The organism is Nitrosopumilus piranensis (assembly GCF_000875775.1).
Classification (GTDB): domain Archaea; phylum Thermoproteota; class Nitrososphaeria; order Nitrososphaerales; family Nitrosopumilaceae; genus Nitrosopumilus; species Nitrosopumilus piranensis.
Map to the genome: position 1 here is coordinate 1,417,845 of NZ_CP010868.1, position 22,939 is coordinate 1,440,783.

The window sequence follows — 22,939 nt, forward strand, 5'->3', positions numbered from 1 at the left end:
AGCAGTCATTGATAATAGTAATAAGAAATTTGTTAAAACATAATTGTAATTATTTTATGTAAAAAACTAAAATTGTGTAATCTATATAGAAACTGAATTATTGAAGTTTATTACAAATATCATCGCAAGAAGGACAGAATAATACATCCTCAGCAAATTTTCCTCGTCTCAAGATTTCAGTTTCATTATTTCTACATTTTGTGCATTTGATTTTTTGCATGTTAAGGGATTATTTAGTAGATCTAAAAATAATTTCTAAAGGATTTATGTAAGATATATAAAAAGAATACCAAAATACATAAAATTATGAAGTTATAGAAATTTCAGTGTTACATCCATGAAATCGAAGTAATGTTTTTTGCTCACATTCAAAACAAATTTCTTGGATAACAATATTACATGAAGAACATTTTAAATGATTTTGTAATTTATTTCCACATTTACGGCAACTTTCATCAGGCATTATGCAAAAAGAGTTTCCTTTAATCTCCAGTCAAAATCTCGAAGTAAAAATGAAATTTTTTTTGCAACATAATTTGGAACTACATCTAAATCACATAAAACAAGAATTTGACCTTCGGCATAAGGGAAGATAAATTCCAAAAGAGTTTCCCTCTGAACACAAATATAGTTTAGAGGTCCAATAAGGTCATCAAATTCTTTGCTAAGGGAAGTTTGTAAGCTTCTTTGCATGAAAAACATCTCTACCTCTTGTTTTGACATCTTTGTGATGATTCTATCATTGCGAAATTGGAGCTCTGTTGATTTACCGTTCTTGCTTAAAGAAGATACAAAAAATATTCTCTCATCAGAGGCCAGAATGTCTTGGCACAGGTGTAAAATTGCTTGATTCCGCTCAAGATTAGATGATATCATCATAAATCATAGGCTCAACTGGAACTAAAATAAGGAGTCTTTAGATTAGATAAAACTAAGAAAACTATGAAAGATATGGTTTTTCTATAATTCTTCTCTTCGTTGTTTTTCAAATTTTTTCTTGAACAAAAATGCCACAATTATGGTTCCAACAAAAGGAGCAGTCCAATATAGCCACAAATCACCCACAGCACCAGACAACAAAGCAGGTGCAAGTGCTCTTGCAGGATTCATCGATGCACCTGAGATAAAGGCCAAAAACAAAATATCCAATCCAACAATACCTCCAATTGCAACGCCACTAAATCCTCTCAATCCTTTTGTATACACCACATAGAAGATTACGCCCATAAGCATTGCAGAAGCTAATACTTCGACTGGAAAAATTAGAAATAATGAAAAATCATAGTTTGGTGCATTGGCACCAAGATTTGATTTGTTTCCGATAAACTGCAAAACAAAAAGTGAACCTAGCAGCGCACCAATAATTTCTGCTGCAAAATAATATACAACTTGAATTTTTGATATGTGTCCTGTAATATAATATCCAATAGTCACTGCAGGGTTAAAATGCGCAAGAGAAATCTTTCCAAAAGAATATACGCCTATCAGTAGTGCAATAAATGGAGCTACTGCAGCAAACGGAATCCCCAACTGCCCATTAAAGAATTCAGCATCATAAACAATAGAACCTGTAGCAAATACTACAAGAATAAAAGTTCCAATTAATTCAACAGTAAAAATTTGTAAATTGGAGTAAGCCATTGTTTATTTCTCAAGAGATTCAATTAACTGCAAAACTTCTTTTAATATTTGATCACGAATTTTTCTAACATCATCAATTGATTTTTCTTTAGGATCTGAAATATTCCAATCAAGTACATCTTTTACAAACAATGCAGGACATGACTCTTTATCCATACATCCCATATTGATTGTTTTTGAAGAAGTTTCAATCATTTCATTAGATAATGATTTTGGAGATTGTTGTGTCATGTCAATTCCAACTTCTTTCATCACTTGAACAACTATAGGATTTAGTTGAGAAGATGGAGTTACGCCAGCACTAATCACGTTAAATTTTGCAGGAGCATATTTTCGAAAAAATGCCTCAGCCATTTGGCTCCTACCAGCATTTTCTACACACACAAACAAGATATTTTCCATACATTAACATAAATATTAGTTTATATAAATTTAGATTGATATGAATGGAGTGAGTCTACTAAAATGCATATGTGATGATACCAGATTTGAGATTTTAGAATTATTACAAAAAAACAAAGAACTGTGCGTAAACGATTTTGTAGAGAAATTAAAAAAAGATCAGCCATTAGTGTCACATCATCTCAAGACACTCAAAAAGTGTGGAATTGTAAAATCAAGAGATGAAGGAAAAAAGGCAATGTATGCAATTTCAAGTAATCAACTTGCAGAACTTATCTCAAATGTTACTAACGCAAGCAAAAAGATTCCAGTTTTATGTTCAGATGATTCTTGTTGTTAAAATTTTTCTGGGCGTAACACGCCAACATCACTAACATAAAGCACTATAGCAAAGTTTGCAAAGAGGGTTCGAGATATTTCTTCTACAACATCAGGTAGTTTTTCTTCTCTCATAATTACTTCAACTTTGACATTTTTTTCATTTTTGAATCCCTGTCCACGTAAACCACGTGCACCATTTCCATCAACTTCATAAGTTGTATATCCAGTGATTTCATGTTTTTTGAGTATCCCAATAATATTTTCTTGTGCTAAAATCTCACAAGTAATTGTAAGCAGTTTAACGTTGAACAGTTTCATGAGAATACCTCAGTTATGTAATTGAATAAGTCTATCGTTCCTTCTCCAGTATGCACAAGTGTTGATATTGTAAACAGAATCGGCAATGTGACAATAATGTTAAATGGAAATGTAATTCCCAGAGCAGATGTGATATACAAACTTGGTTTTGCCTGAGGAATTGCATGGCGTAAAACTGCAGGAGCTGCAATAAATGAGGCACTAGCCATTAACAATCCAAACATTACTGCACCACCTATACTTAATCCCAGAGCAGTTGAAACTAGAACACCAATGATTCCATTGAATAAAGGAATGAGTATAGCAAAACCAGTAAGGAAAATGCCTACTTTTTTGATGTCATCGAGCCTTTGACCGGCAATGATTCCCATCTCAATCATGAAAATTACTATTGCACCAGTAAACATATCATCAAATACAATCTTGATGGACTCAAATCCATCTTTACCTATGATATAACCAATCACTATACTTCCTAGAAGAATTACAATTGCTTTTCCAGTTATGGATTCATGTAGCACTTTTGAGAGTTTTGTCTTTGTTTGGTTTAATCCAACATCAATTTCAGTATCATCATCTGAAAAAGACTGCTTCTTTGCTTTGATCTGTTTTGATACTGCCATATTTGTCATAAATATTGCTAAAATGAAGGCAAGTGGTTCTAGCACTGCAAGGATTGCTGCAATATATCCTTCAGATGAAACGCCTTGATTTTTCAAAAATGACAAGCCAACTGAAAAATGGACTGCGCCAACTGCACCATAAGTTGATGCGAGTGCATAAGAATCAAAGATGTTGAATTTTCCTAATCGTCTGAGAATTTGATAGTGATTTAATGTAAATAATAATGAAAGTCCAATTGCAACAAACATTGGAATCAACATGTTTTCAAATCCAGTGTTACGCATCTCTATTCCACCATGAAGACCGATTGCTGCCAAGAGATAGATTGGTAGGAATTCTGAAATTGCTTCAGGAATTTTCAAGTCAGATTTTATTCTAGCAGCAATAATCCCAAATAAGAAGAAAAGAATTATTGGAGTAAGAAGATTAGCTTGAATTAATTCTAGAATTTCCATTTGAATATTTCAGCCAATTTTTGGTTGAATAAAAATCAAGGTACGCCTAGTCAGACTTTGTATGAGATGCAATTCTAGCCTCACTAGGTCTGTGTTTTCCAGTAACGATGTAGTTAATTGCATCACTCATAAACACAGCATGATCACCAATACGTTCTAGATATCGTAAGAGTAATGCTTCAGCTAGAGCACATTTGGTGTTGTTTGATTCAATGAGTTTAGGAAGTCTGTCTTTGTAGATTTGATCAATTACTTTTTCATCCTCACGAATCTTAATTGCTTTTCTCACATCAAGTTCTGCAAATGACATAACTGCTTCTTTTATCATATGCTTTACTTTTTTTGTAGATTCAATTAGTGATGCGTTTGTACATTCTGAAACATCTCCAAACAAGTCACGTACTTGTGTTATATCATAGGCATACCTACCAAATCTAGAAAATGCGTAAGATATTTCAGTAGATGAACGTATCAATCTAAAATCGTCAGCTACTGGTTGAAATTTTAGCAACATGTCAAAAGTCAAGTCTTCTACTTCATAGTATTTGGAGCGGATTGAATCAGATAATGCCAAGACTTTATCCATCGTGTTTGTCCCATCAAGATACGAATCTATTGCAAGCGATATTGATTCAATTACCATATCACCCATCTCTGCCATAATAAAAGACAGTTTTTCTAAAGAGGGATCAATTAAACGAGCCATTATCCAAACTGACCCTGAACATATTTTGCAGTCAATTCATCTTTAGGATCGGTAAAGAGTTTCTTTGTTTCTCTAAACTCTATCAAGTCACCAAGATACATGAATCCAGTATAATCAGAAACCCTAACTGCTTGCTGCATGTTATGGGTAACGATAATGATAGTATACTCTTTTTTGAGTTCAGTAATTGTCTCTTCAATTTTTTGGGTGGCTATAGGATCAAGTGCTGATGCAGGCTCATCCATAAGCAACACTTCAGGCTGTATTGCCAATGCTCTTGCAATGCAAAGGCGTTGTTGTTGACCACCAGACAATTCAATTGCAGATTTTTTCAAATCAGTTTTCACCTCATCCCAAAGGTAGGCCATCTTAAGGGAGTCCTCTACAATTTCATCAAGGATTTTTTTGTCTCTAACGCCGTTTAGTTTCAGTCCAGCAGTTACATTATCATAAATAGACATTGTTGGAAAAGGATTTGGTTTTTGGAAGACCATTCCAACTTTTCTTCTGTGATAAATTGGATCAATTGATTTATCATAAAGATCAATATTATCAATCATCACTTTACCATCAACTTTGGCATTTTTTGTCATATCATGCATTCTGTTTAGACAACGAAGAAATGTTGTCTTACCACACCCAGATGGTCCAATCAAGGCAGTAACAGATTTTTCTTTGAATTTCATTGTGACATTTTTTACAGCTTCAAAACCATCATAGCTGATTGTGACATTTTCAGCAATCATTTTATATTTTTCAGAATCAACGGTAATAGTTGGATCAGAAGTAACCTGTGTTTCTATATCGGTTGGTTTAACGCTCAATGCTGTCAATTTTTAGTCTTGCCTCCTTTCTTAATTAATTGTCCGAATAATCCATTCTTTCTTTTCTTATTTGCAAAAAAGTATCTAACAGTAAGATTGATTCCAAGAATAATGAAGATCAAGACTAATGCAGATCCCCAGCCTTGTAGTTGCGCACTATCATAAGGCAACAAAGACAATCTCCAAATTCGTAATGGGAGCGCATCCATTGGAACATCCATACTGCTAAAGAATTGACTGCTTCCCAAAATAGTCATGATTAATGGAGCAGTTTCACCACCTATTCTTGAAACAGAAAGCAAAATTCCAGTAATCATTCCATTTTTTGCAGCAGAAACTACAATTCTAAATGTAATTACCCATTTTTTAAGTCCAAGGGCAGTACCTGCTTCACGATATGTTATAGGCACCATTTTGAGAGACTCCTCAGTAGTTCTAGCAACTATTGGGAACATAATCAAAGACAGTGCAAACGCTCCTGCCCAAACTGAGAAATGTCCTAAAATCAATACAATCACCAAGAATGCAAATATTCCTAAAACGATTGATGGGAATTCCATAAACACATCATTGAAGAATCGAATAGTACGAGCAAGTTTATTGTCGCCATATTCAGAGAGATAAATTCCAGACATCACACCAATCGGAACACCAATCAGACTAGACAATCCAATAATTATCAGAGTTCCTTGAATGGCAGGACCAATTCCTCCTTCACCGGAACCAATTGCACCAGGAGTTGCAGTTAAAAATTCATAGCTTATTGCAGCAATTCCATTTTTAAAAACTTCAACAAGAATACTGCCTAAAGGAATTATTGCAATAATTACACAAGCAAAAACAATAATTCTAACAATTTTATCAACGACTAGTCGTTTCTCTACATTTTGTTTGAATAATGCGCGATACTCTTGTCTTCTTTCATTAGTTGTGCTCAATTGTTAATCGCACCTTCCTTTACTTTGAGCATTCTAGTAACTAGTAAGTGAGCAACAATATTGATGGCAATTGCAATTAATAACAAAACCAATGCAACACCAATCAACGCGGGAAGATGAAGTGATGCAGGGGATGCCTCAACAAATTCATTTGCAATAATACTAGACATAGTTTGGCTAGGTTTGAAAAATGATGATGGGATTGCAGCAATTCCGGTTGCATTTCCAATTAGCATAGTCACTGCCATTGTCTCACCTACAGCTCTACCTAATCCAAGAATAGAGGCCCCAATCAAACCAGTTTTTGAATAAGGAAATACTGCAAGCTTGAACATCTCCCACTTTGTTGCGCCAAGCATATATGCAGCCTCCTTTTGTTGTTGAGGGACTGCCTTCATTACTTCTCGAGAAACAGCAGATACTGTTGGAATAATCATAATAGCTAAAATCACACTTGCAGTAATGATGTCCAAACCAAAAGGAGTTCCAGAAAATAACCAAATAGAATCACCAAACACATCATGAAGTGGAGTTTCAATCCAATCCTTGAAATAAATTCTAAAAACAAAGAGACCCCACAGTCCATAAATTACACTTGGGACAGCTGCCAACAATTCTACAATAAATCCTAAAGGGCCTCCAATCTTTGCAGGTGCATCTGAAATGAACATCGCAATTCCAATACTTAGCGGAACACCAATAATCATTGCAAGGGCAGCAGTTACCAAAGTTCCCAAAATATAGGGCAGTGCGCCAAATGATTCACGACCTTCTACAGCATTCCAATCAGTTCCAGAAATAAAAGATAATCCTTCTTCCTCCCAAATGGGATAAGATTCAGAAAATAATTGAAATACCAATAACACTACCATTACTAAAACATAAACACCCGCAACGGTTGCACCAATTTTGAAGATTTTATCAGCGATTGGTCGTCTGCTAGATTTTTCAGATTTTAGTTTTATCTTTCCCACAATTTTGGGCGTAAATGTGATGTTATCTAGGATCTGATCATATTTTATGAGAACATCATAGTTCTATATAGATCCTCAACAAAATTGTAAAAAGGAAAATTTCCAAATAGAAATCAATTGGAAACCGTTGAAAGTTCAAAGCAAACTAGACGTATGCAACTCAGTGGCGGCTCTACATACATTATTTCATTACCAAAAAACTGGATAGAGGAATTAAAGATCAAAGTTGGGCAAAACGTTACAATTGTTAAGAATTCCAATCAATCATTAACACTATTTTCAAATGAAAAGACCAACAATGGGGGGAAAACCATAGCAGTCATTCCGTCTAGTCAAAAAGAATCAGGTGAATCTATAAAAAGAAAAATAATTGCAGCATATCTTAGAGGATACAACACCATTGAGATAAAATCAAAGGGAATCAGACTTCCTACAGAACACACTAGAAATGTCAGGGAATTAGTTAGAACAAGTATGATCGGAACTGAGATCGTGGAATCTAGTTCAGAGAAAATCTCAATTCAGATTCTAACTCGTCTTCCAGAATTATCATTTGAGACAGCTCTCAAGAGAATGTATCTTATGGCAAGCAATATGGTAAGAGAAGCTGTTGAGAGTATTGATGAAGAAGAAGATATTCACGCAGATGAAGTGGTAAACATGGATGATGAGGTAGACAGATTTGGATTATACATGAGACGTAACCTGGTATTAGCAGTAGAAAATGAAAACATACTACAAGACATGGGACTAAGAAAACCATCAGATTGTCTGGGGTATAGAGCAGTAGTTACAAGAATTGAAAGGATTGCAGACCATGCAGCACATGTTGCAAAAAGAAAAAAATTCATCGAAGGAAAACTAGATACAAAGTTATTCAATAAAATTAAAAGACTATCTGAAGAATCCCTTACAGTATTTGAAGAAGCAATTACGGCAGTTCAAAATCAAGATTTCATTAAAGGCGAAAAGGTTGCACAGAAGGTTGCAGATGTGATTGAAGATGAACGGCAGATAATGTCCAAAGTTTCAGATACAGACAAAAATTCCATTTCAATCAGATTCATTCTACAAGACCTGAGAAGAATTGCAGAATATTCAGGAGATATTGCAGAAGTAGCCATAGATGAAAATATTCAAAAAATAATCATAGAAGAGTAATTTTTAGGAAAATTTACTCATAAGTTCTTGAATTTATGATAAAAACTATCTAATTTGTCAAAAATATTACGATGGAATACGATTTAACATATTATCGCTATAATTACACAGTGATAGAGTGGTTCTCTCAAGTATTGTGTTGGAAGCATGCAGGGATTGTAGATTCATCAACAGTTGCAAATGCATACATCTGGTTGACTGCACATTTTAGCGATATTGCAGGATATGCTAGCTGTAATGCAAATCATTTAGCAACAATTTGATAAAATAAAGAAAAAGGAAAAGAATCTACTGAACGTAGAAGCCTTTACCCCAGTCTTGGGTATTTCTTAGGTCTGCAGAACTAATGTTGTTTGCAGATTCGATTTCAAACATTGCATCGTAGATTGGATTGTTTGGAGTATATCCTTGGCATTCAAAGTTAAAGATGCTTTCTAATGCAAACTTATTTTTGATGTAGCTCTCTTCGTTGTTTGGATCTGTTTCAACAGTGTAATCAGTTACTCTACAAGTAGAATAGTTAAATCCACGAACTACTTCACCATTAGAAACAATTTCTACATCAATGTCTACAAGATCTTTTAGTGCAGATCCTGCAACACTTTGAATCTTACGATTGTTATCTACATGCTTATACAGCATTGGATAATCACCTACAATTCCTCGCAATTCCAAGGTAGGAGCTACAGTTTTTCTTGTAAACTTTTCTGCAGCAACACCCGTGTTACCGTTTTCATTGTTTACATTTTCAGTTGCAGTCAACACTTCACTTTGCTTAAACATTGAAAACTCTATTGTCTCAATGCCGTTTGCAAAGGTAAAGGTTGTAAATACATCTAGTCCTTGATCAGTATTTTGCAAAGATTCCATGTAAACATTTGAAAGTTGGGAGGTTTTCCAGATAGGAGTATCTCCATACAGTTTTTCAAAGTTTGAATTTATGGGCTTAATACCAGAGCATGTAAAGGTTAACTGATGAACAACAGCAAAGCCACTTTTTCCGGTAAAGCCTTCTTCTTTGTCAGCCTTTGTAACAATCTTAGCATCACTTACAACACATTCTCTGAAATTGAATCCTCTCAAAGTCTCCTCACCATTAGTAAACTCGACTTTAGCATCAAAGTCTATATTTGATGCATATGTCATTCCAGAGACATCTTTTGAATTCTTAATTGCTTTGTATAGTAGTGGATAATATTCTAAAACACCTTCCACTTTAAACTCTGCAATAACATTCTCTTGAGATTCTTCATATGCTGAAACTAGGTTAAACACAGGAAATTGAATTTTTTCTGCACCGTTATCATACATAAAAGTCACAAAAGTTTTTGTGTCCTTTGCAAACTTGAATCCAGAATCACCAAAATCAGTAAATGATACGGCAGGTTTTACAAATTTTTTATCTATATCTACACCGCTACATACAAAGTCTATCTTATCTACAACTGCAAATCCAACATCTTTGAAATAGCTTTCATAGTCGTTGGAATCCAGAGTTTCAACTTGATAGTTGTCAATTCTACAGGTGTTATAATCTATAGACATGATAGATTTGCCTTCTTTAATAAAAGCCGCATCTACGTCAAAGTATTTCATTTGATAATCAAATGCGTTGTTTGAGAATCTGTATTTGTATGCCTGATCCATTGCTTCGTGCAACAATGGTGATTTGGTAACAGTTCCTTCAACTGAGAAGGATACGCCTGAATCACTTATGAGATTTTCACCCATATTAAAGACAGGAAATGAATACACTTCAACTCCATCTCTAAATGTAAAGGTAAGTACAGGAGTAATGTCACCAGTCATTTTGTATTTTCTATCCTCTTCTGCAAATACACTAGAAGTTGCAAAAGTAGCAAAAGCAATTGTTGCAATAATGCTAAACACTGCAATGTTTTGTACGTTTTTGATAGTCATTGAATATCAAAATGAAATTCTATCTATAAGCTAGATCCTCATTCTATCCAATTAGAATATATCAATAGATAGCCATCGTAATGCTATATAGAGAAATTTTTTGAATATCAGTCTAAGAAGTTAGAATAAAAATTTGTAATATCAAGTTTCAAAAAATAAAAGTAAAAAGAAAAGAGTTTAGACTTTGAGAATTCCTTCTTTGATTAGGAATTGTAGTCCGTTGATATAGTCTTGATCAGTTATCAGTCCTTCTGACCACCATTTTGCGTTATCTCTAATCCATTTTGGAATTTCTAATGCACCGCCATCTGCAGATGCCTGATAATCCCAAAGTACTTCACCATCATAGGTTATTTTGGATAGTCCTTGCTTTCCTATCTCTTTGACTTTGTCAGCTAGTGGAACATACAAAAGACTAGAAGAGAATTCCTGACCATCTGTAATCATCCAGTGAATAAGGTGAATGACTGCTTTTGCCTGCTCTTTGTTTTTAGTAACTGGTTTTAGATCATCATACACAAGTAGGTATGTGAAACTAGCAAGTGGATATGAATCTGAACCAGGTGCATTTACTAGAGATACTCCAACCCAGCTTTCTTCAGCTGCAGGTAGGGAATTTGCAACACCACTAGATGCAGCAGAGATGCTGTCTAATGTTGGTTCAATAAATGCACTTTTGTCAGCATTTTCAATGAATGCAAAACTCATTCCTGTTTGGAATGCATATGCAAGTTCAATGTATCCAATTGAGTAAGCAGTTGATTTTACAATTCCAGCAACACCTTCATTTCCTGCAGCAGCAAGACCTGAAGGCCATGGAACAGATTTTCCTTTACCTATCTGTTCATCCCATTTTGGGCTTACAGTTGTTAGATAATCTGTGAAGATGAAAGTTGTTCCTGAACCATCTGATCTGTGTGCAGTAACTATTTCTTTGTCAGGCAAATTCAAACCTGGATTCTCTGCAGCAATTGCAGGATCATTCCATTTTGTAATTTCTCCCAAGAAGATTTTAGCTACAACATCTGCAGTCAGTTTTAGTCCTTTGTTTGGGACTTCAGGAAGGTTGTAAACTAGCACTACACCGCCAATTGATTCAGGGATGTGTAATGTTCCTTTAGCTAGATCTCTTTCTTTTTCACTCATTGGTTTATCTGATGCTGCAAAGTTTACAGTTTTTTCAATGTGCTGTTTGATTCCACCGCCACTTCCAATTGATTGGTAGTTGAGATTTACATTGTTGTAAATTTTGTTGTATTCAACTCTCCACAAATCAATGAGTGGAAAGGGAAATGTTGCACCGGCACCTGTCAAATTAAATTCAACATTTGCATCTGGGGCATCAGGCATAGAATCGGCATTTGCATTAAGAGGTGGTACGATAGCAACTAATGTTGCGATCAAAAGTATTGATGTTATTTGTTTTCTCATTGAAAGAACATGTTTTGAAATTTATTTACAAATAGCAATCATAGATTACGGGAAAACAAGATCACTCTATTAACTATATAGAAATTCTAGTCATTACAATTTAGAATGATGCTTTCTTGTGAGTCATAGCAGTTATCACTCTCAGAACCACCATCAATCACATCAGAGCCTGAACCGCCATAAATCACATCATATCCTGATTCGCCTTTGAGGATGTCATGTCCACCATTTCCATTAATGGTGTCAGATCCATCATTTCCAAAGATAATGTCATCGCCGTCCCCACCAAAGATACAGTCATCTCCTTCAAGACCGCTAATCACATCGTTTCCACCTAGTCCAAAGATTAGATCATTTGCAGCAGTTCCCTCTAGATAATCGCCATCATCGGAGCCAACTACCATGTTATAGTCAGAATAAACATTTCCACATGCAAAGACGGTAATGATTTGATAATCTTCAGCAGTATTTCCGGCATAATCAAATGCAATCCAGGTGACTTTGTTTACACCCAAAGAGAATGCTTCAGGAGCGTTATTCAAAATTGCCTTTATCCCACTATGAAAATCATGTGCAATCGCATCACCGATTGATACTGGTGTAAATAGATCAGTTGCCTCTAATTTCATATCACTTGGAGCCATGATCGTAGGATCAATATCATCAAAGGTGTAATCTTCAGTTATTTCAGGTGCAATGATTTCTACTTTTTCAACTATCGCAGGTTCTGAGTAAAAGGGAGTTTCAAATGATTTTACCTTGTGTGCTGCAGAATCTACTACCAGTAATTCTCCGTTTGGTCCCAATGCAACATCAGTTAATCTAGTAAAGGTTTGAGATAACGGACCGTTCTTCTCAAAGATATCTAAACGCAAATCACCATCTAGGTGAAGATACAAAACCTTGTTATTATCTGAATTTGTAACAAAAACTTTGTCTTCAGGAGATACTGCAATTCCTTCAGGGGAAAATACATAGTCTAGTCCATTAAACTGATATGACTTTATGTGATTTCCATTAGAATCAAATTGTTCAATCTTGCGATTGCCTTTATCAGTTACATAGACATCACCGTTTTCATCAACATCAATTCCAATTGCTGTAAGAAATTGTCCTGGGCCCATTCCGCTAGTTCCAAATGATAAAACAAATTCCCCATCAGTTGTAAATTTTTGAATTCGTTGATTGCCAGTATCTACGACATAGACACTTTCTGAATCAGCTGCAATGCCATATGGATACTTGAACTCTCCATCATGAATTCCCTTGCTGCCCCATCCATCTACATAGGTTCCATTCATAGTAAACACTTGAACTCTATGCAAACTCTGGTCTGCAACATAAACTAAATCACCGCTTATTGCAATACCAGATGGGTAATGAAATTCACCAGGCAGTTTTCCGCTCTGTCCCCAATGAGTAATGTATTGACCATCACTTGAGAACTTTTGAATTCGTTTATTTCCTAAATCACTGACGTAAGAGTTTCCGTCCTCATCAACTGCAATAAATTCAGGATATGAAAAATATCCAGGTGTGTATATTCCAAATTCCCCCCATTCCAAAATAAAGTCATAGTCACCCAAAGCAAAAGAGTATTGAGTTAAAGTGCTAGATAGTAATATTACAGAAAAGACTGCTACAAGTGCAGGTATTGTTGTCAACAGATAGTCGTTTCAAAATTTCTCAAAGATCAACAGAGTTAACAATAGTTTGATTTTTTGTCAACTTTATCTCAAAATGGTTTGTTTACTTCACGCGTGAACACATAGCTTGCAAGCCCAACCATCACCAATACAAAGACAAAGATAATTCCAAGGCTAAGCAATACAGACACCCCTCCCTCAGAAACACCAGTCATCATCTCCCTTACAAGCAAAACTGTGTAGGTTACAGGATTGAGTTTTGCAATTGTTGCAAGCCAATCAGGAAGCAGTTCCAAGGGGAACAGTGCAGGACTCAGCATGAACAAAGGCATTCCAAGGAAATTGATTACACCCCAAAAGGTCTCCTGAGACTTTGCAGTAGCTGCAACCATCACAGAGATTCCTGAAAATCCTAGAGAAAACAAAATTACAATTGCCATAATCGGGGCAATCATTATTGGATTTGGAAACGTTACACCAATTGCCAAAGCAATTCCCAGAATCAAACTAGCTTGCAGAGCTGCAATTAGAGATATTGCAGACATTTTTCCCAGTGCGATTGCAGAGCGAGAAATTGGAGATGTTAGTGCCTTGTTCATAAAACCATATCGTCTATCCCACAAGGTATTGACACCACCAAAGATGCTTGTAAAAATTGCAGTAAGAATAATGACACCCGGTGCCATAAACTCAATGTACTCACCTTCAAAACCAACTGATTGAATTAGTGGTTGAGTTCCTGAAAACGTATTTCCAATCACTATAATCCAGATTGCAGGTTGTATTAATCGAATTAAAACACCACTGCGGGATTTTTTGTATCGTTTTAGTTCTCTCCAAAAAATTGTATAGGTATCACACATCAAAGTATTCATGCACGTAACCTCTTCATTTTTGCGTGTTCTCGTTTTCGATTAAACGTTACATCATCGTCTCGAATCTCATGACCTGTATAAGATATGAATACATCATCAAGTGTGGGTTGGGTCAATGAGATAGAAGTAATCTTGATTCCAATGTCTGATGAAATTTGAAATACTTTGGGGATAACTTCAGCTCCATTTGATACAAACAAAGTGAGTTTGAAATTGTCTTCATTAATTTTGTTAATAGGCTCTATTTTTTTGAGTTCAGATATGAAAGAGTCCCTATTGGAATCATCCTCAGTCACAATAGAGATCACTTCATTTCCCATAGCATTTTTCATGTTTTCAGGTGAATCTATCACCTGAATTTTTCCCCCATCAATTATTCCAATTCTATCGCAGAGTTGATCAGCCTCTTCCATGTAGTGGGTTGAAAGAAATATTGTCATCTCAAACTCGTCATGAATTTTTTTAATATATTCCCAAATTTTCCGTCTAGTCTGAATATCTAGCCCAACTGTTGGCTCATCAAGAAACAAAACCTTTGGTCGATGCAACAATCCACCAGCAATATCTAGTCTCTTTCTCATACCACCTGAATAAGTTACAACTGGCTCGTTTTGTTTGTCAGATAATTCAATTAAATCTAAAACTTCATCAATTCTAGAATCAATTTCATTTTTTGGTATGTGGTTTAGTTTTGCTTGTAACAAGAGATTTTCTCGTCCAGTAAGATATTCATCTACTGTAGTCTCTTGCTGAACATATCCAATATTTTCTCTGACCTTTTTTGCATCAACTCTTACATCATATCCAGAAATCAAAGCTTGGCCAGATGTAGGTTTTAGCAAAGTTGTTAGAATCATCATAGTAGTGCTTTTTCCTGCCCCATTAGGTCCAAGAAATCCAAAGATCTCACCATTCTCAACAGTAAATGAGATATCGTCTACTGCAATGACATCACCAAATGATTTTGTCAGTGATTTTGTCTCTATGGAATGCAACACATAGATCGCATTTTTCAATTATAAATTGCTAAGTATTCAATTACTAATTCATAAAAAAATTTAAAGAGTGATTTGAGAGTATTCTTCATGAAAGGGTTATGTCAAAAATGTCACTCATCAAATGTAGATGTAGTAATTCAGGAAGGAATTCCTGTTTGTGAAAACTGTTCGAAGAAAAGCTAAGTGATTTTTGAAAAAAGAAATTAAAAAAAGAGATTATTCAAGTTCCTTGAATTCGTCTTTGGTCATTCTTAAAATGATTTTTTCTCCAATTCCCCAAATTTCTGATTTGGATAGGATCTTTGAATGCATCAATCCATCTGATACTTCGATTGATTCTAATTCATTGGTATCAGGATGTCTGTGCAATCTCTTTACTTTGCCAATCTTGCGGCCATCGATATCAATTACAGGAATTCCTGTTCGGACAGGAGGTCTACAAAGAAGTAATTTCTCCTCAGAGAATTTGTCAATGTAATCATTTGAGAGAAAATAGTCTTTGTTGAATCCTTGGTGGATTGTAACACCAGATACGGTAAGTGTGTCTTGATTGATGTGAATGTGTTTGACTTTGCCGTACTCTATTCCTTCTCTATCTATGACTTTTTTTCCAGTAAAGGTATCTGCAGTAGCCAGGTTTGATGGCATTCCTTCTAGTTTTACGGACATGGATTGAGGTGTTCAGATTTGCTTATCATACCAAATATCAGAAATTTCTAGCAATGGGGTTAAATTACTTGACAGAAAGAAATTACGCATGAAGATTACAGAGGACTTGTTTAGGCCGGTTCTAGTAACAAAGGGAAGAAAGACAGGAAAAGAGCATGCAGTGATGCTAAGGGCTGTAAACTATAATGGAAAAATCTATTTTTCAAGACACAGACCAGATGGAGATTGGTTTCAAAATGTAATTGCAAATCCTCAAGTAAAAATTCAATACAATGATTCTGTTTTTTTAGGAAAAGCAAAACTAGTTGCAGATGAAGAGTTGGGCAAAAAAATTTCTGAGCTAAAATATCCTGGCGAAGAGAGGGCAAAAGAGAAAAGAGTAACAATAGAAGTTACTCTAGACTAACTAGATTTTTTAAATTTCCACAAATAATATGCAGTCAATCCGCCAAGAATTACTGTAATTACTACAAATGGTATAAACAAATCAATCTGAGTTACACCAGAATCAATTACATCTTCAGTAATTTCTAAACTTCGTGGTGCAAAATCCTGTGATTGTGATTCGGCAACAGGAGCAGAAGCAATAGATTCAGGCTCTCCCACATGGACAGAAGCAACAGATTCATCACCTGACTCTAGACGCTTAGACATGTCTTCAGTTGCAGCAAACTGTTTTGAGGAATCTACTGGAATTGATTTTTCTTGCAGTTGAGATAGTGACAATAATCCTGAAACTCCAGTTGCAATAGCAAGTCCAGCTACCTTGTAGATGTGTCTAAATGAGCGAACAAGTAGTTTGCTTTCTTTAGTTTTTTCAGATAGTTTTGGAGGAACAATTACAATACTAAATTTTGTAGCAGAATAAACTTTCATGTCTTGAGATTTTGAATTTTTTTCAATCTTTGAAATTTTTACGACACCCAAGTCTTGTAATTTGTTAAGATGGTATTTTACCAGTTGCAGTGAGATGTCGGTCTTTTGTGCAATTTGGTTTGCTGTCAACTCTTCGTTGAAGAGCAATTGCAGAATTTCACGGCTAGAATCATTTGTAAACAGTTCTCCAAAGGACTTTATTTTTTCATCATCTGTGGCTAGAATTTTGATTTTCTCAGTTAGTCCGTCATCAGGATTTTCAGCTGACATCAAATTTGATAGGGAGAATCTTGAATATGTAAGTTCTTTGGTAAAATTTCAATTTCACTAATCCTTTTATCCCAAACTACCAAAGAATAGTAATCACTAAAACGGATAAACAAAAAAAGATGATAAAAATGAACTCAAAAATAATAATCCCAATTGTAGTTGCCATTTCGGTAATAGTAACAGCAGGTATCACATATTCCGTAACATTTGACCAAGAGCCACAAACAAGAATAGTTACAGAGGTACCAGAACCAGAAATTATCTATGTAGACAAATCAATTTCAGAATTTTTTGAAGGAACAAACGACATAAAGAAAATATCATCACAAGAAGATCTTGCATCAATTCTTGAGGCATCATCAACGTTTAGAACAGTATACAGTGATGGAATGATTAGAACATTTGCAGCAGTTGATGAAATGGCATTTGATAGTGCCATGCCAACTGCAGTCCCTGAATCAGGAATGATGATGGAAAAAAGACAGTCAGGTGCAGAGTATTCAACAACAAATGTTCAAGTGCAAAATGTTGATGAGCCAGACTATCTCAAAAATGATGGCAAGTATGTCTATATTGTTTCAAGAAATACACTTTCAATAATTGATGCGTATCCTGCCAAAGACGCAAAATTAATTCTAAAAATTGCCCTAGACATTGAATCTCAATACATTCACAACATGTTCCTCAACGGTGACAGATTGGTGATATTTTACAACGGACAAAGTGACGAAGAGATCATTCCACAGTTTGACTTTATCCCAAGACCATCTTACAGTCCAGTTACTCATGCATTGATTGTAGATGTCTCAGACAAGGAAAACCCAACAATTCTCAAGGACTACTCAATTGATGGTCATTTCAGAGATGCCCGAATGATTGGAGACTATGCATATTTTGTTACAAATAGCCACATCAACCACCAACACCCAAGACTCCCAGTAATAATGGAGGATTCTGTTAGAATCATGACACCAGAGGCATTTTACTTTGATAATGTCGAAGAGTTTTCAAACTTTAACACATTAACTGCAATTGATATCTTTGGAGATACAGTAAACTCTGAGACATTCCTTATGGGATATACGGGCTCATTCTATGTTTCAGAGAATAATTTCTACGTGACATATCAGCAAAACATGCCATTTGGATTCTATGAAAACTCATCACGAGATAGATTCTATGAAGTAATTGTTCCACTATTGCCAATTGACATTCAAAACCAAATTAACAATATCAAAAATGATTCATCACTAAGTTCATCCCAACAATGGGTAAAGATTTCTGAATTTATGCAAGACTTTTACAACAAAATGGACAAAAAAGACAAAGAGGAATTATTTGAAAAAATTAGAGATGCGCTAAATGAGTATGATGCAAAAATCCAAGAAGAAACAAGAAAGACAATCATTCATAAAATTTCAATTGATGAGGACAAAATAGAATATGTTGCAAAGGGAACTGTCCCAGGAAGACTACTTAACCAGTTCTCAATGGATGAGTCAGGAGACAGATTCAGAGTTGCAACCACAATAGAGTATTACATTCAGCATGAAGGAACAGTCAGATCAAATGCAGTCTATGTCTTAGATGATCAGCTCAACATAGTTGGAGAACTAGAAAACATTGCACCTGATGAGAGCATATTTTCATCAAGATTCATGGACGATAGGCTCTACTTGGTAACATTTGAGCAGATTGACCCATTCTTTGTAATCGATTTATCAACTGACACACCAAAGATTCTAGGCGAACTAAAGATTCCTGGATTCTCAAACTATTTGCATCCATTTGATGAAGAGCATGTAATTGGAGTGGGCAGAGACACCAAAGTGGATAGTAATGATAGAGTTCAGCAATTGGGAGTCAAAATTGCATTGTTTAATGTAGCAGATGTAAAGAACCCCAAAGTTGTAGATGACTATATTATTGGAGACAGGTCAAGTCATTCTGAAGCATTACACAACCACAAGGCATTCTTCTTTGATAAGACAAGAAACGTGCTTTCAATTCCAATAAGTAGCGATTCAAAGGGCTTGGAGGGAATTTCTTCAAAGATGTTTGCACCAGAGTACAACCGCTGGAGTGGATTCTATGTATTTGATATAGATGAGACAAATGGATTTAGCATCAAAGGAACAATCACTCATTCAGATAGTGATTCAAGATACTACGGCATGGGAGATGCTAGAACATTTTACATCGATGATGTTTTATACACAGCATCACAAGGATACTTGAAGATGAATTCTTTTGAGAATCTAGAAAAGATTAATTCAATAAAACTAGAGAACACTGGCAAGTTTATTGATTACTTGGAAGAGCCAGTAATGGAAGTAGAACCTGTCAGATAGAATTCAAACAATGTGAACTATAGTACTTAGTCCTCGCTTTTCTGTTTCAACATCATTTTCAAATTCATAAATGGTAACCGTAAATGATATGACATCTCGCTGCTTTGCATTTTCTGCATGAAGTTTTAGATGTATATCCATAAATTCAAAATCATCTAGGGGCAGATTTGTCTCATCCAAGTATGCGCCACATGTTGATTCTATCCTAAATCGGTCATCTTTGAAGTGATATCCCAGTCTAACTTTCCTACCTTTTCTTGCAGTTGCTTTTACATTTACATCAATTATTCCAGGTTTTGCCTCAGTGTAACTTGCAGTCTTGTTTACAAAGACTCCAATTTGGAGAGGTTTTCCAGCAGTTGATTCTGCCATCTTTTGTATACCGTCATTCATTACAACATCTATTGCTGGAATCGATGTTGCTACTTTTGCAATCCAAGTGTTTGTTTTAGTAATGGTTGCACGAATTCCTTCTCTTCTTCGTTTATCTTCATCTTCAGGCAATTTGTAATAATCAACCCATGCCTCATAGTCATGAGAAATATCTTCGATAAAGTCCATGCATGTCCTTTGATATGAGTTCACATCAGTAGTTCTCTCTGACTCATCACCAGTTCTCATAGAGTCATCAGTCGGCATTGCCATACCCTAAGCCATTCCAAAGTTCTAAAAAAACCAATCTGGGAAAAAATTAATGGTTATAATAGGAATTTCTTTTCAAAATAATCATGATATTTTCAGAATTGATTGCAGATCTTCAAGATGCTTTGAAAAAGGACTTGGCGCAGATTCGGTTTCTCTTAAAGAAAAACCCAGCAATGGGATACACCAGAATTGTCGATATTGGAAAAGAGGTAGGCAAAAAATACAACATCAAACTAGTTGTGAATTTTCCAAAAGAAGGAAGAATCGAAGAATTTGAGATGTATGGGAAAAGGGATTTGAGCTTGATCGTAGACTATGAAAGAAAGAGATTTCCAATAGACAGAGAGCAAATCAAACAAAAGGCATTGGAGTTCTTAGGAGATGTTCAAACAGAAGATGCATACATGTATGAGAACAAAGAAGGGGTCAGAGTTTTTGGGAAAAACTGGAAGATAGACATTTTGCCTCACTCAGTACACATCTGGACTGAGTTTGATGAAAAAGTTACAGCATTTTGTGATTGGTTAATGGAAAATGCATATCAGATGAAAAAGAAATAATCTACTAGTTTTCTAGTTTTTCAAGCAAGTCTTGGGCTTCAGAATTTTTAGAGTCTATCTTTAGAACTTGTTTGCAGCACTCTATGGCTTTGTCTTTTTGTTCCAAAGCCAAATGAACATTGGTCTTTAGTTTTAGTGTCTCAACGTCAGTCTCATCTAGCTCAAATGCTTTCTCAAAATATGGTAATGCATTTTTTGCATCATCTACTAAAAAATAGACACTGCCCATAATGAACATAAAATCATGATCATCTGAATATTGAGATTCTAGACTTTTTCCAAGTTTTATTGCGTCTCCATACTCACCATCTTTGATCAATTTTTTTATTTTACGTTTAGGATGCTTGAAAAGTCCAACCATTTTTCCTCAATTGAGTTTAGCTAGTTCACAATTTGAATGTAGACAATCATGAAGAGATGCTCATGATTCCTTCTTTGATTAGGAATTGAATGCCCTGAACAAAGGAGTTATCATCAATTGCGCCATCTGCCCACCATGCAGCATTTTGTTTTATCCAAGAGGGAATTTCATTTGAAGAGCCAGTTCCTTGTGCAGTTGGTGGAATCTGCATAATTCCTTCTTTGATTAGGAACTGAATACCCTGAACAAAGGAGTTATCATCAATTGCGCCATCTGCCCACCATCCAGCGTTGTTCTTAATCCATTCAGGGATTTTTTGAGTTGTGCTTACTGGGGGAGTTACTGTGCTTCCATCACCATAAATTGTAATAGGAATTTCCAAATAATCATCTTGAGTTGATGGGACAAGTCCTTCAGGGGCCAAGCCATAAATCCAAATAACATAATTTGCAGTTCCTGGTTTTTCCTTAACTACCATATCCAAAATATACTGGCCTGATGGAGAATAGAGGTATTGCCTGCCTTCTTCTTGAGCAAGGGATCTTAGCGGAGTCAAATTATCATCTACAACCAGAACATCAAATTGGACTTGATTCAAAAATTCTGTATCATCAAATTTACTGATGAATTTGATTAGCCATTGCATTTCACATCCTTGCACAGGATCTTCAGGTCCATAAAATACATGAATTTGATAAGCAAAGTTTTTGGTGGCCTTCTTTACTTGAGTATCTCTTTCAAAGCTAGTATCACATCCTTGTGCTGAAAAAGTATCAACAGTTGAAACAATTCCAGAAAATGGACTAGTAGATACATTCTCTTGATATTTTAATAATTCAAATTTGTATTCAGCTGGTGGAATACCTTCTGAGACATGTGTCAAAGTATGTGCTTTTACAGGAAATGGAAATTCATCTACAATCCAAACTTTACTAGAATATCCACCAGTCTTCCATCCAATTTGTACAGTATCCCAAGTTCCAGATTGCACAGTAATTGTTTCAATTTTCATTGGAAGTACTTGTTCACCACCAATGTTTCCAATCTTTCCCCAAGATGTAGCACTAAATGCTTTAGGTCCTTTTCCACCTGCACTTCCATCAGATGTAGCAAATGCAGACAACCAAGCTACTGAAGACTTGAATGCGCCACGATATACTCCCAATTCAGGACTTCCGCCAGTTGGTTCAGGTGCAATCTTTCCAAGTTCCATTTCACCAACAATTACTTTGTTGCCATCATATACTACAACTTCTGCTAACCACTTTGTTTCGCTACCAACTTGCTTGTCTCCCTTTATCCACATATCAAGACCAAATTGAGCACATTCTTTGTAGTCAACATGGCACATATTGTATGAAAAATAGTCACCTTGTTTGAGACCTTCACCAACATACCAGGTTCCAGGTTTATCGACACCTCCAGATTGGATCTGTGCAAATGCTGAAGGAATCATCAATGTACCTAAAAGTACAGTCAAAAGTATTGAAAGAGTAAACAGTTTATTCAAATCTAAAAAAAATTATCAAAAGAGATAGTTAAACGTTATTCAACCTTGTTCAAATAAGCAAATATAGAGGAAAATTTAGAGATTGGTTAGACATGTGTGAATGCCCAAAAGTTCACTTGTATGAAGTAGAATTCAAGTTAGATGGAATGAATGTTGTACCAACCCACAAAAATTGCGGATTTGCACTTGATTCAAAACAAAACGACAAGTTCCAAAAAGAGTTAGTAAAATCTTGGGGCTTTGAAGAAGACGAAGAGTAATTTTAAAAATAAAAGAAAAAATTGGAATAATCCAATTACATGTCTTTAGTAGCTTCTTTACAAACGTCAGTATTACATTTGCAATCTGCACTACAGATGCAATGACCTTGCATTGCACAATCACATGCATAATCAGGATCGCCGCTATCAGCTTCGCATCCACATGCTTGATCTGTCATGACAAACCATAATCTTACTTATTT

At 35.4% G+C, this 22,939-nt stretch carries 27 protein-coding genes; 7 read left to right on the forward strand and 20 right to left on the reverse strand.

Annotated elements, in window-relative coordinates; genetic code table 11:
- Positions 1-462: 462 nt before the first annotated feature.
- The 3 genes from NPIRD3C_RS08590 to NPIRD3C_RS08600 all read right to left on the reverse strand — a co-directional run bounded on the left by NPIRD3C_RS08590 (position 463) and on the right by NPIRD3C_RS08600 (position 2,043).
- Positions 463-879, reverse strand: coding sequence for a hypothetical protein (locus NPIRD3C_RS08590; RefSeq protein WP_148703744.1), 417 nt, complete (start codon positions 877-879; stop codon positions 463-465).
- Between the two features lie 81 nt (positions 880-960).
- On the reverse strand, positions 961-1,641 hold the full coding sequence (locus tag NPIRD3C_RS08595; RefSeq protein WP_148703745.1) for an MIP/aquaporin family protein: 681 nt from the start codon (positions 1,639-1,641) through the stop codon (positions 961-963).
- A gap of 3 nt (positions 1,642-1,644) precedes the next feature.
- The gene (locus tag NPIRD3C_RS08600) at positions 1,645-2,043 is read right to left on the reverse strand and encodes an arsenate-mycothiol transferase ArsC (RefSeq protein ID WP_148703746.1); all 399 of its coding nucleotides are present in this window, start codon (positions 2,041-2,043) and stop codon (positions 1,645-1,647) included.
- A 40-nt stretch (positions 2,044-2,083) separates the two neighbouring features.
- Here NPIRD3C_RS08600 and NPIRD3C_RS08605 point away from each other — a divergent pair, with 40 nt between their 5' ends.
- On the forward strand, positions 2,084-2,383 hold the full coding sequence (locus NPIRD3C_RS08605) for an ArsR/SmtB family transcription factor (RefSeq protein ID WP_148703747.1): 300 nt from the start codon (positions 2,084-2,086) through the stop codon (positions 2,381-2,383).
- On the opposite strand, the gene NPIRD3C_RS08610 is transcribed toward NPIRD3C_RS08605, so the two are convergent.
- The 6 genes from NPIRD3C_RS08610 to pstC are packed head-to-tail and all read right to left on the reverse strand — an operon-like array spanning position 2,380 to position 7,203.
- Positions 2,380-2,682, reverse strand: a complete 303-nt coding sequence (locus tag NPIRD3C_RS08610) for a P-II family nitrogen regulator (protein ID WP_148703748.1) — start codon at positions 2,680-2,682, stop codon at positions 2,380-2,382. The genes NPIRD3C_RS08605 and NPIRD3C_RS08610 overlap by 4 nt on opposite strands.
- Positions 2,679-3,761, reverse strand: a complete 1,083-nt coding sequence (locus NPIRD3C_RS08615) for a sodium-dependent bicarbonate transport family permease (RefSeq protein WP_148703749.1) — start codon at positions 3,759-3,761, stop codon at positions 2,679-2,681. The genes NPIRD3C_RS08610 and NPIRD3C_RS08615 overlap by 4 nt, the downstream gene beginning before the upstream one ends.
- 46 nt (positions 3,762-3,807) lie before the next feature.
- Complete coding sequence (locus tag NPIRD3C_RS08620) at positions 3,808-4,467, reverse strand: phosphate signaling complex PhoU family protein (RefSeq protein WP_148703750.1); 660 nt, start codon at positions 4,465-4,467, stop codon at positions 3,808-3,810.
- Positions 4,467-5,300 (reverse strand): phosphate ABC transporter ATP-binding protein PstB, encoded by an 834-nt coding sequence (pstB, locus tag NPIRD3C_RS08625; RefSeq protein WP_202812469.1) that lies wholly within the window; start codon positions 5,298-5,300, stop codon positions 4,467-4,469. Before pstB ends, NPIRD3C_RS08620 begins: the two co-directional genes overlap by 1 nt.
- Complete coding sequence (gene pstA / locus NPIRD3C_RS08630; protein WP_148703751.1) at positions 5,297-6,229, reverse strand: phosphate ABC transporter permease PstA; 933 nt, start codon at positions 6,227-6,229, stop codon at positions 5,297-5,299. The genes pstB and pstA overlap by 4 nt, the downstream gene beginning before the upstream one ends.
- Positions 6,226-7,203 (reverse strand): phosphate ABC transporter permease subunit PstC, encoded by a 978-nt coding sequence (pstC, locus tag NPIRD3C_RS08635; protein WP_148703752.1) that lies wholly within the window; start codon positions 7,201-7,203, stop codon positions 6,226-6,228. The genes pstA and pstC overlap by 4 nt, the downstream gene beginning before the upstream one ends.
- Before the next feature lie 153 nt (positions 7,204-7,356).
- On the opposite strand from pstC, the gene NPIRD3C_RS08640 reads away from it, so the two are divergent.
- Together NPIRD3C_RS08640 and NPIRD3C_RS08645 are read left to right on the forward strand one after the other, a co-directional pair.
- Entirely contained in the window at positions 7,357-8,364 is a 1,008-nt protein-coding gene (locus tag NPIRD3C_RS08640) for a phosphate uptake regulator PhoU (protein WP_237087651.1), read from the forward strand.
- A gap of 71 nt (positions 8,365-8,435) precedes the next feature.
- Positions 8,436-8,627, forward strand: a complete 192-nt coding sequence (locus NPIRD3C_RS08645) for a hypothetical protein (protein ID WP_148703754.1) — start codon at positions 8,436-8,438, stop codon at positions 8,625-8,627.
- Between the two features lie 25 nt (positions 8,628-8,652).
- Here the strand turns inward: NPIRD3C_RS08645 and NPIRD3C_RS08650 are convergent, their stop codons facing one another.
- The 6 genes from NPIRD3C_RS08650 to NPIRD3C_RS08675 all read right to left on the reverse strand — a co-directional run bounded on the left by NPIRD3C_RS08650 (position 8,653) and on the right by NPIRD3C_RS08675 (position 15,903).
- Positions 8,653-10,284, reverse strand: coding sequence for a hypothetical protein (locus tag NPIRD3C_RS08650; protein ID WP_148703755.1), 1,632 nt, complete (start codon positions 10,282-10,284; stop codon positions 8,653-8,655).
- 177 nt (positions 10,285-10,461) lie between these two features.
- Positions 10,462-11,715: a phosphate ABC transporter substrate-binding protein PstS gene (gene pstS / locus NPIRD3C_RS08655; RefSeq protein ID WP_148703756.1), complete on the reverse strand. Its 1,254-nt coding sequence runs from the start codon at positions 11,713-11,715 to the stop codon at positions 10,462-10,464.
- Between the two features lie 86 nt (positions 11,716-11,801).
- Positions 11,802-13,379: a 6-bladed beta-propeller gene (locus NPIRD3C_RS08660; RefSeq protein ID WP_237087652.1), complete on the reverse strand. Its 1,578-nt coding sequence runs from the start codon at positions 13,377-13,379 to the stop codon at positions 11,802-11,804.
- 71 nt (positions 13,380-13,450) lie between these two features.
- Entirely contained in the window at positions 13,451-14,236 is a 786-nt protein-coding gene (locus tag NPIRD3C_RS08665) for an ABC transporter permease (RefSeq protein ID WP_148703757.1), read from the reverse strand.
- A complete protein-coding gene (locus tag NPIRD3C_RS08670; RefSeq protein WP_148704186.1) occupies positions 14,233-15,231 on the reverse strand; it encodes an ATP-binding cassette domain-containing protein in 999 nt (332 codons plus the stop codon). Before NPIRD3C_RS08670 ends, NPIRD3C_RS08665 begins: the two co-directional genes overlap by 4 nt.
- A 219-nt stretch (positions 15,232-15,450) precedes the next feature.
- Complete coding sequence (locus NPIRD3C_RS08675; protein ID WP_148703758.1) at positions 15,451-15,903, reverse strand: PRC-barrel domain-containing protein; 453 nt, start codon at positions 15,901-15,903, stop codon at positions 15,451-15,453.
- A gap of 88 nt (positions 15,904-15,991) precedes the next feature.
- On the opposite strand from NPIRD3C_RS08675, the gene NPIRD3C_RS08680 reads away from it, so the two are divergent.
- The gene (locus NPIRD3C_RS08680) at positions 15,992-16,309 is read left to right on the forward strand and encodes a nitroreductase/quinone reductase family protein (RefSeq protein WP_148703759.1); all 318 of its coding nucleotides are present in this window, start codon (positions 15,992-15,994) and stop codon (positions 16,307-16,309) included.
- Here NPIRD3C_RS08680 and NPIRD3C_RS08685 read toward each other — a convergent pair.
- On the reverse strand, positions 16,306-17,049 hold the full coding sequence (locus NPIRD3C_RS08685) for an ArsR/SmtB family transcription factor (RefSeq protein ID WP_148703760.1): 744 nt from the start codon (positions 17,047-17,049) through the stop codon (positions 16,306-16,308). The genes NPIRD3C_RS08680 and NPIRD3C_RS08685 overlap by 4 nt on opposite strands.
- 119 nt (positions 17,050-17,168) lie before the next feature.
- Between NPIRD3C_RS08685 and NPIRD3C_RS08690 the strand changes: the two genes are divergently transcribed.
- The gene (locus tag NPIRD3C_RS08690) at positions 17,169-19,400 is read left to right on the forward strand and encodes a beta-propeller domain-containing protein (RefSeq protein WP_425338873.1); all 2,232 of its coding nucleotides are present in this window, start codon (positions 17,169-17,171) and stop codon (positions 19,398-19,400) included.
- 3 nt (positions 19,401-19,403) lie between these two features.
- Here the strand turns inward: NPIRD3C_RS08690 and NPIRD3C_RS08695 are convergent, their stop codons facing one another.
- Entirely contained in the window at positions 19,404-20,045 is a 642-nt protein-coding gene (locus NPIRD3C_RS08695; RefSeq protein WP_148703762.1) for a hypothetical protein, read from the reverse strand.
- An 83-nt stretch (positions 20,046-20,128) separates the two neighbouring features.
- Between NPIRD3C_RS08695 and NPIRD3C_RS08700 the strand changes: the two genes are divergently transcribed.
- Positions 20,129-20,605 carry a hypothetical protein gene (locus NPIRD3C_RS08700; RefSeq protein ID WP_148703763.1) on the forward strand — a complete coding sequence of 159 codons (477 nt, stop codon included), beginning with the start codon at positions 20,129-20,131 and terminating at the stop codon, positions 20,603-20,605.
- A gap of 4 nt (positions 20,606-20,609) precedes the next feature.
- Here the strand turns inward: NPIRD3C_RS08700 and NPIRD3C_RS08705 are convergent, their stop codons facing one another.
- Positions 20,610-20,966, reverse strand: coding sequence for a tetratricopeptide repeat protein (locus NPIRD3C_RS08705; RefSeq protein ID WP_148703764.1), 357 nt, complete (start codon positions 20,964-20,966; stop codon positions 20,610-20,612).
- Positions 20,967-21,012: 46 nt separating this feature from the next.
- Positions 21,013-22,422: a peptidase gene (locus NPIRD3C_RS08710; RefSeq protein WP_182126724.1), complete on the reverse strand. Its 1,410-nt coding sequence runs from the start codon at positions 22,420-22,422 to the stop codon at positions 21,013-21,015.
- A 146-nt stretch (positions 22,423-22,568) separates the two neighbouring features.
- Here NPIRD3C_RS08710 and NPIRD3C_RS10735 point away from each other — a divergent pair, with 146 nt between their 5' ends.
- On the forward strand, positions 22,569-22,736 hold the full coding sequence (locus NPIRD3C_RS10735) for a hypothetical protein (RefSeq protein ID WP_192827846.1): 168 nt from the start codon (positions 22,569-22,571) through the stop codon (positions 22,734-22,736).
- 35 nt (positions 22,737-22,771) lie between these two features.
- On the opposite strand, the gene NPIRD3C_RS10740 is transcribed toward NPIRD3C_RS10735, so the two are convergent.
- A complete protein-coding gene (locus NPIRD3C_RS10740) occupies positions 22,772-22,915 on the reverse strand; it encodes a hypothetical protein (RefSeq protein ID WP_014962771.1) in 144 nt (47 codons plus the stop codon).
- Positions 22,916-22,939 lie beyond the last annotated feature (24 nt).

Excerpts from the sequence above, each read along its gene's own strand:
- NPIRD3C_RS08615 (WP_148703749.1), bottom strand. The coding sequence starts at position 3,761 with ATGGAAATTCTAGAATTAATTCAAGCTAATCTTCTTACTCCAATAATT.
- NPIRD3C_RS08680 (WP_148703759.1), top strand. The coding sequence starts at position 15,992 with ATGAAGATTACAGAGGACTTGTTTAGGCCGGTTCTAGTAACAAAGGGA.
- NPIRD3C_RS08685 (WP_148703760.1), bottom strand. The coding sequence starts at position 17,049 with ATGTCAGCTGAAAATCCTGATGACGGACTAACTGAGAAAATCAAAATT.
- NPIRD3C_RS08695 (WP_148703762.1), bottom strand. The coding sequence starts at position 20,045 with ATGGCAATGCCGACTGATGACTCTATGAGAACTGGTGATGAGTCAGAG.
- NPIRD3C_RS08650 (WP_148703755.1), bottom strand. The coding sequence starts at position 10,284 with ATGACTATCAAAAACGTACAAAACATTGCAGTGTTTAGCATTATTGCA.
- NPIRD3C_RS08595 (WP_148703745.1), bottom strand. The coding sequence starts at position 1,641 with ATGGCTTACTCCAATTTACAAATTTTTACTGTTGAATTAATTGGAACT.
- NPIRD3C_RS08675 (WP_148703758.1), bottom strand. The coding sequence starts at position 15,903 with ATGTCCGTAAAACTAGAAGGAATGCCATCAAACCTGGCTACTGCAGAT.
- NPIRD3C_RS08590 (WP_148703744.1), bottom strand. The coding sequence starts at position 879 with ATGATGATATCATCTAATCTTGAGCGGAATCAAGCAATTTTACACCTG.
- NPIRD3C_RS10735 (WP_192827846.1), top strand. The coding sequence starts at position 22,569 with ATGTGTGAATGCCCAAAAGTTCACTTGTATGAAGTAGAATTCAAGTTA.
- NPIRD3C_RS08705 (WP_148703764.1), bottom strand. The coding sequence starts at position 20,966 with ATGGTTGGACTTTTCAAGCATCCTAAACGTAAAATAAAAAAATTGATC.
- NPIRD3C_RS08700 (WP_148703763.1), top strand. The coding sequence starts at position 20,129 with ATGATATTTTCAGAATTGATTGCAGATCTTCAAGATGCTTTGAAAAAG.
- NPIRD3C_RS08620 (WP_148703750.1), bottom strand. The coding sequence starts at position 4,467 with ATGGCTCGTTTAATTGATCCCTCTTTAGAAAAACTGTCTTTTATTATG.
- NPIRD3C_RS08710 (WP_182126724.1), bottom strand. The coding sequence starts at position 22,422 with ATGATTCCTTCAGCATTTGCACAGATCCAATCTGGAGGTGTCGATAAA.
- NPIRD3C_RS08605 (WP_148703747.1), top strand. The coding sequence starts at position 2,084 with ATGAATGGAGTGAGTCTACTAAAATGCATATGTGATGATACCAGATTT.
- NPIRD3C_RS08665 (WP_148703757.1), bottom strand. The coding sequence starts at position 14,236 with ATGAATACTTTGATGTGTGATACCTATACAATTTTTTGGAGAGAACTA.
- pstS (WP_148703756.1), bottom strand. The coding sequence starts at position 11,715 with ATGAGAAAACAAATAACATCAATACTTTTGATCGCAACATTAGTTGCT.
- NPIRD3C_RS08645 (WP_148703754.1), top strand. The coding sequence starts at position 8,436 with ATGGAATACGATTTAACATATTATCGCTATAATTACACAGTGATAGAG.
- NPIRD3C_RS08690 (WP_425338873.1), top strand. The coding sequence starts at position 17,169 with ATGATAAAAATGAACTCAAAAATAATAATCCCAATTGTAGTTGCCATT.
- NPIRD3C_RS08610 (WP_148703748.1), bottom strand. The coding sequence starts at position 2,682 with ATGAAACTGTTCAACGTTAAACTGCTTACAATTACTTGTGAGATTTTA.
- NPIRD3C_RS08600 (WP_148703746.1), bottom strand. The coding sequence starts at position 2,043 with ATGGAAAATATCTTGTTTGTGTGTGTAGAAAATGCTGGTAGGAGCCAA.
- NPIRD3C_RS08640 (WP_237087651.1), top strand. The coding sequence starts at position 7,357 with ATGCAACTCAGTGGCGGCTCTACATACATTATTTCATTACCAAAAAAC.
- NPIRD3C_RS10740 (WP_014962771.1), bottom strand. The coding sequence starts at position 22,915 with ATGACAGATCAAGCATGTGGATGCGAAGCTGATAGCGGCGATCCTGAT.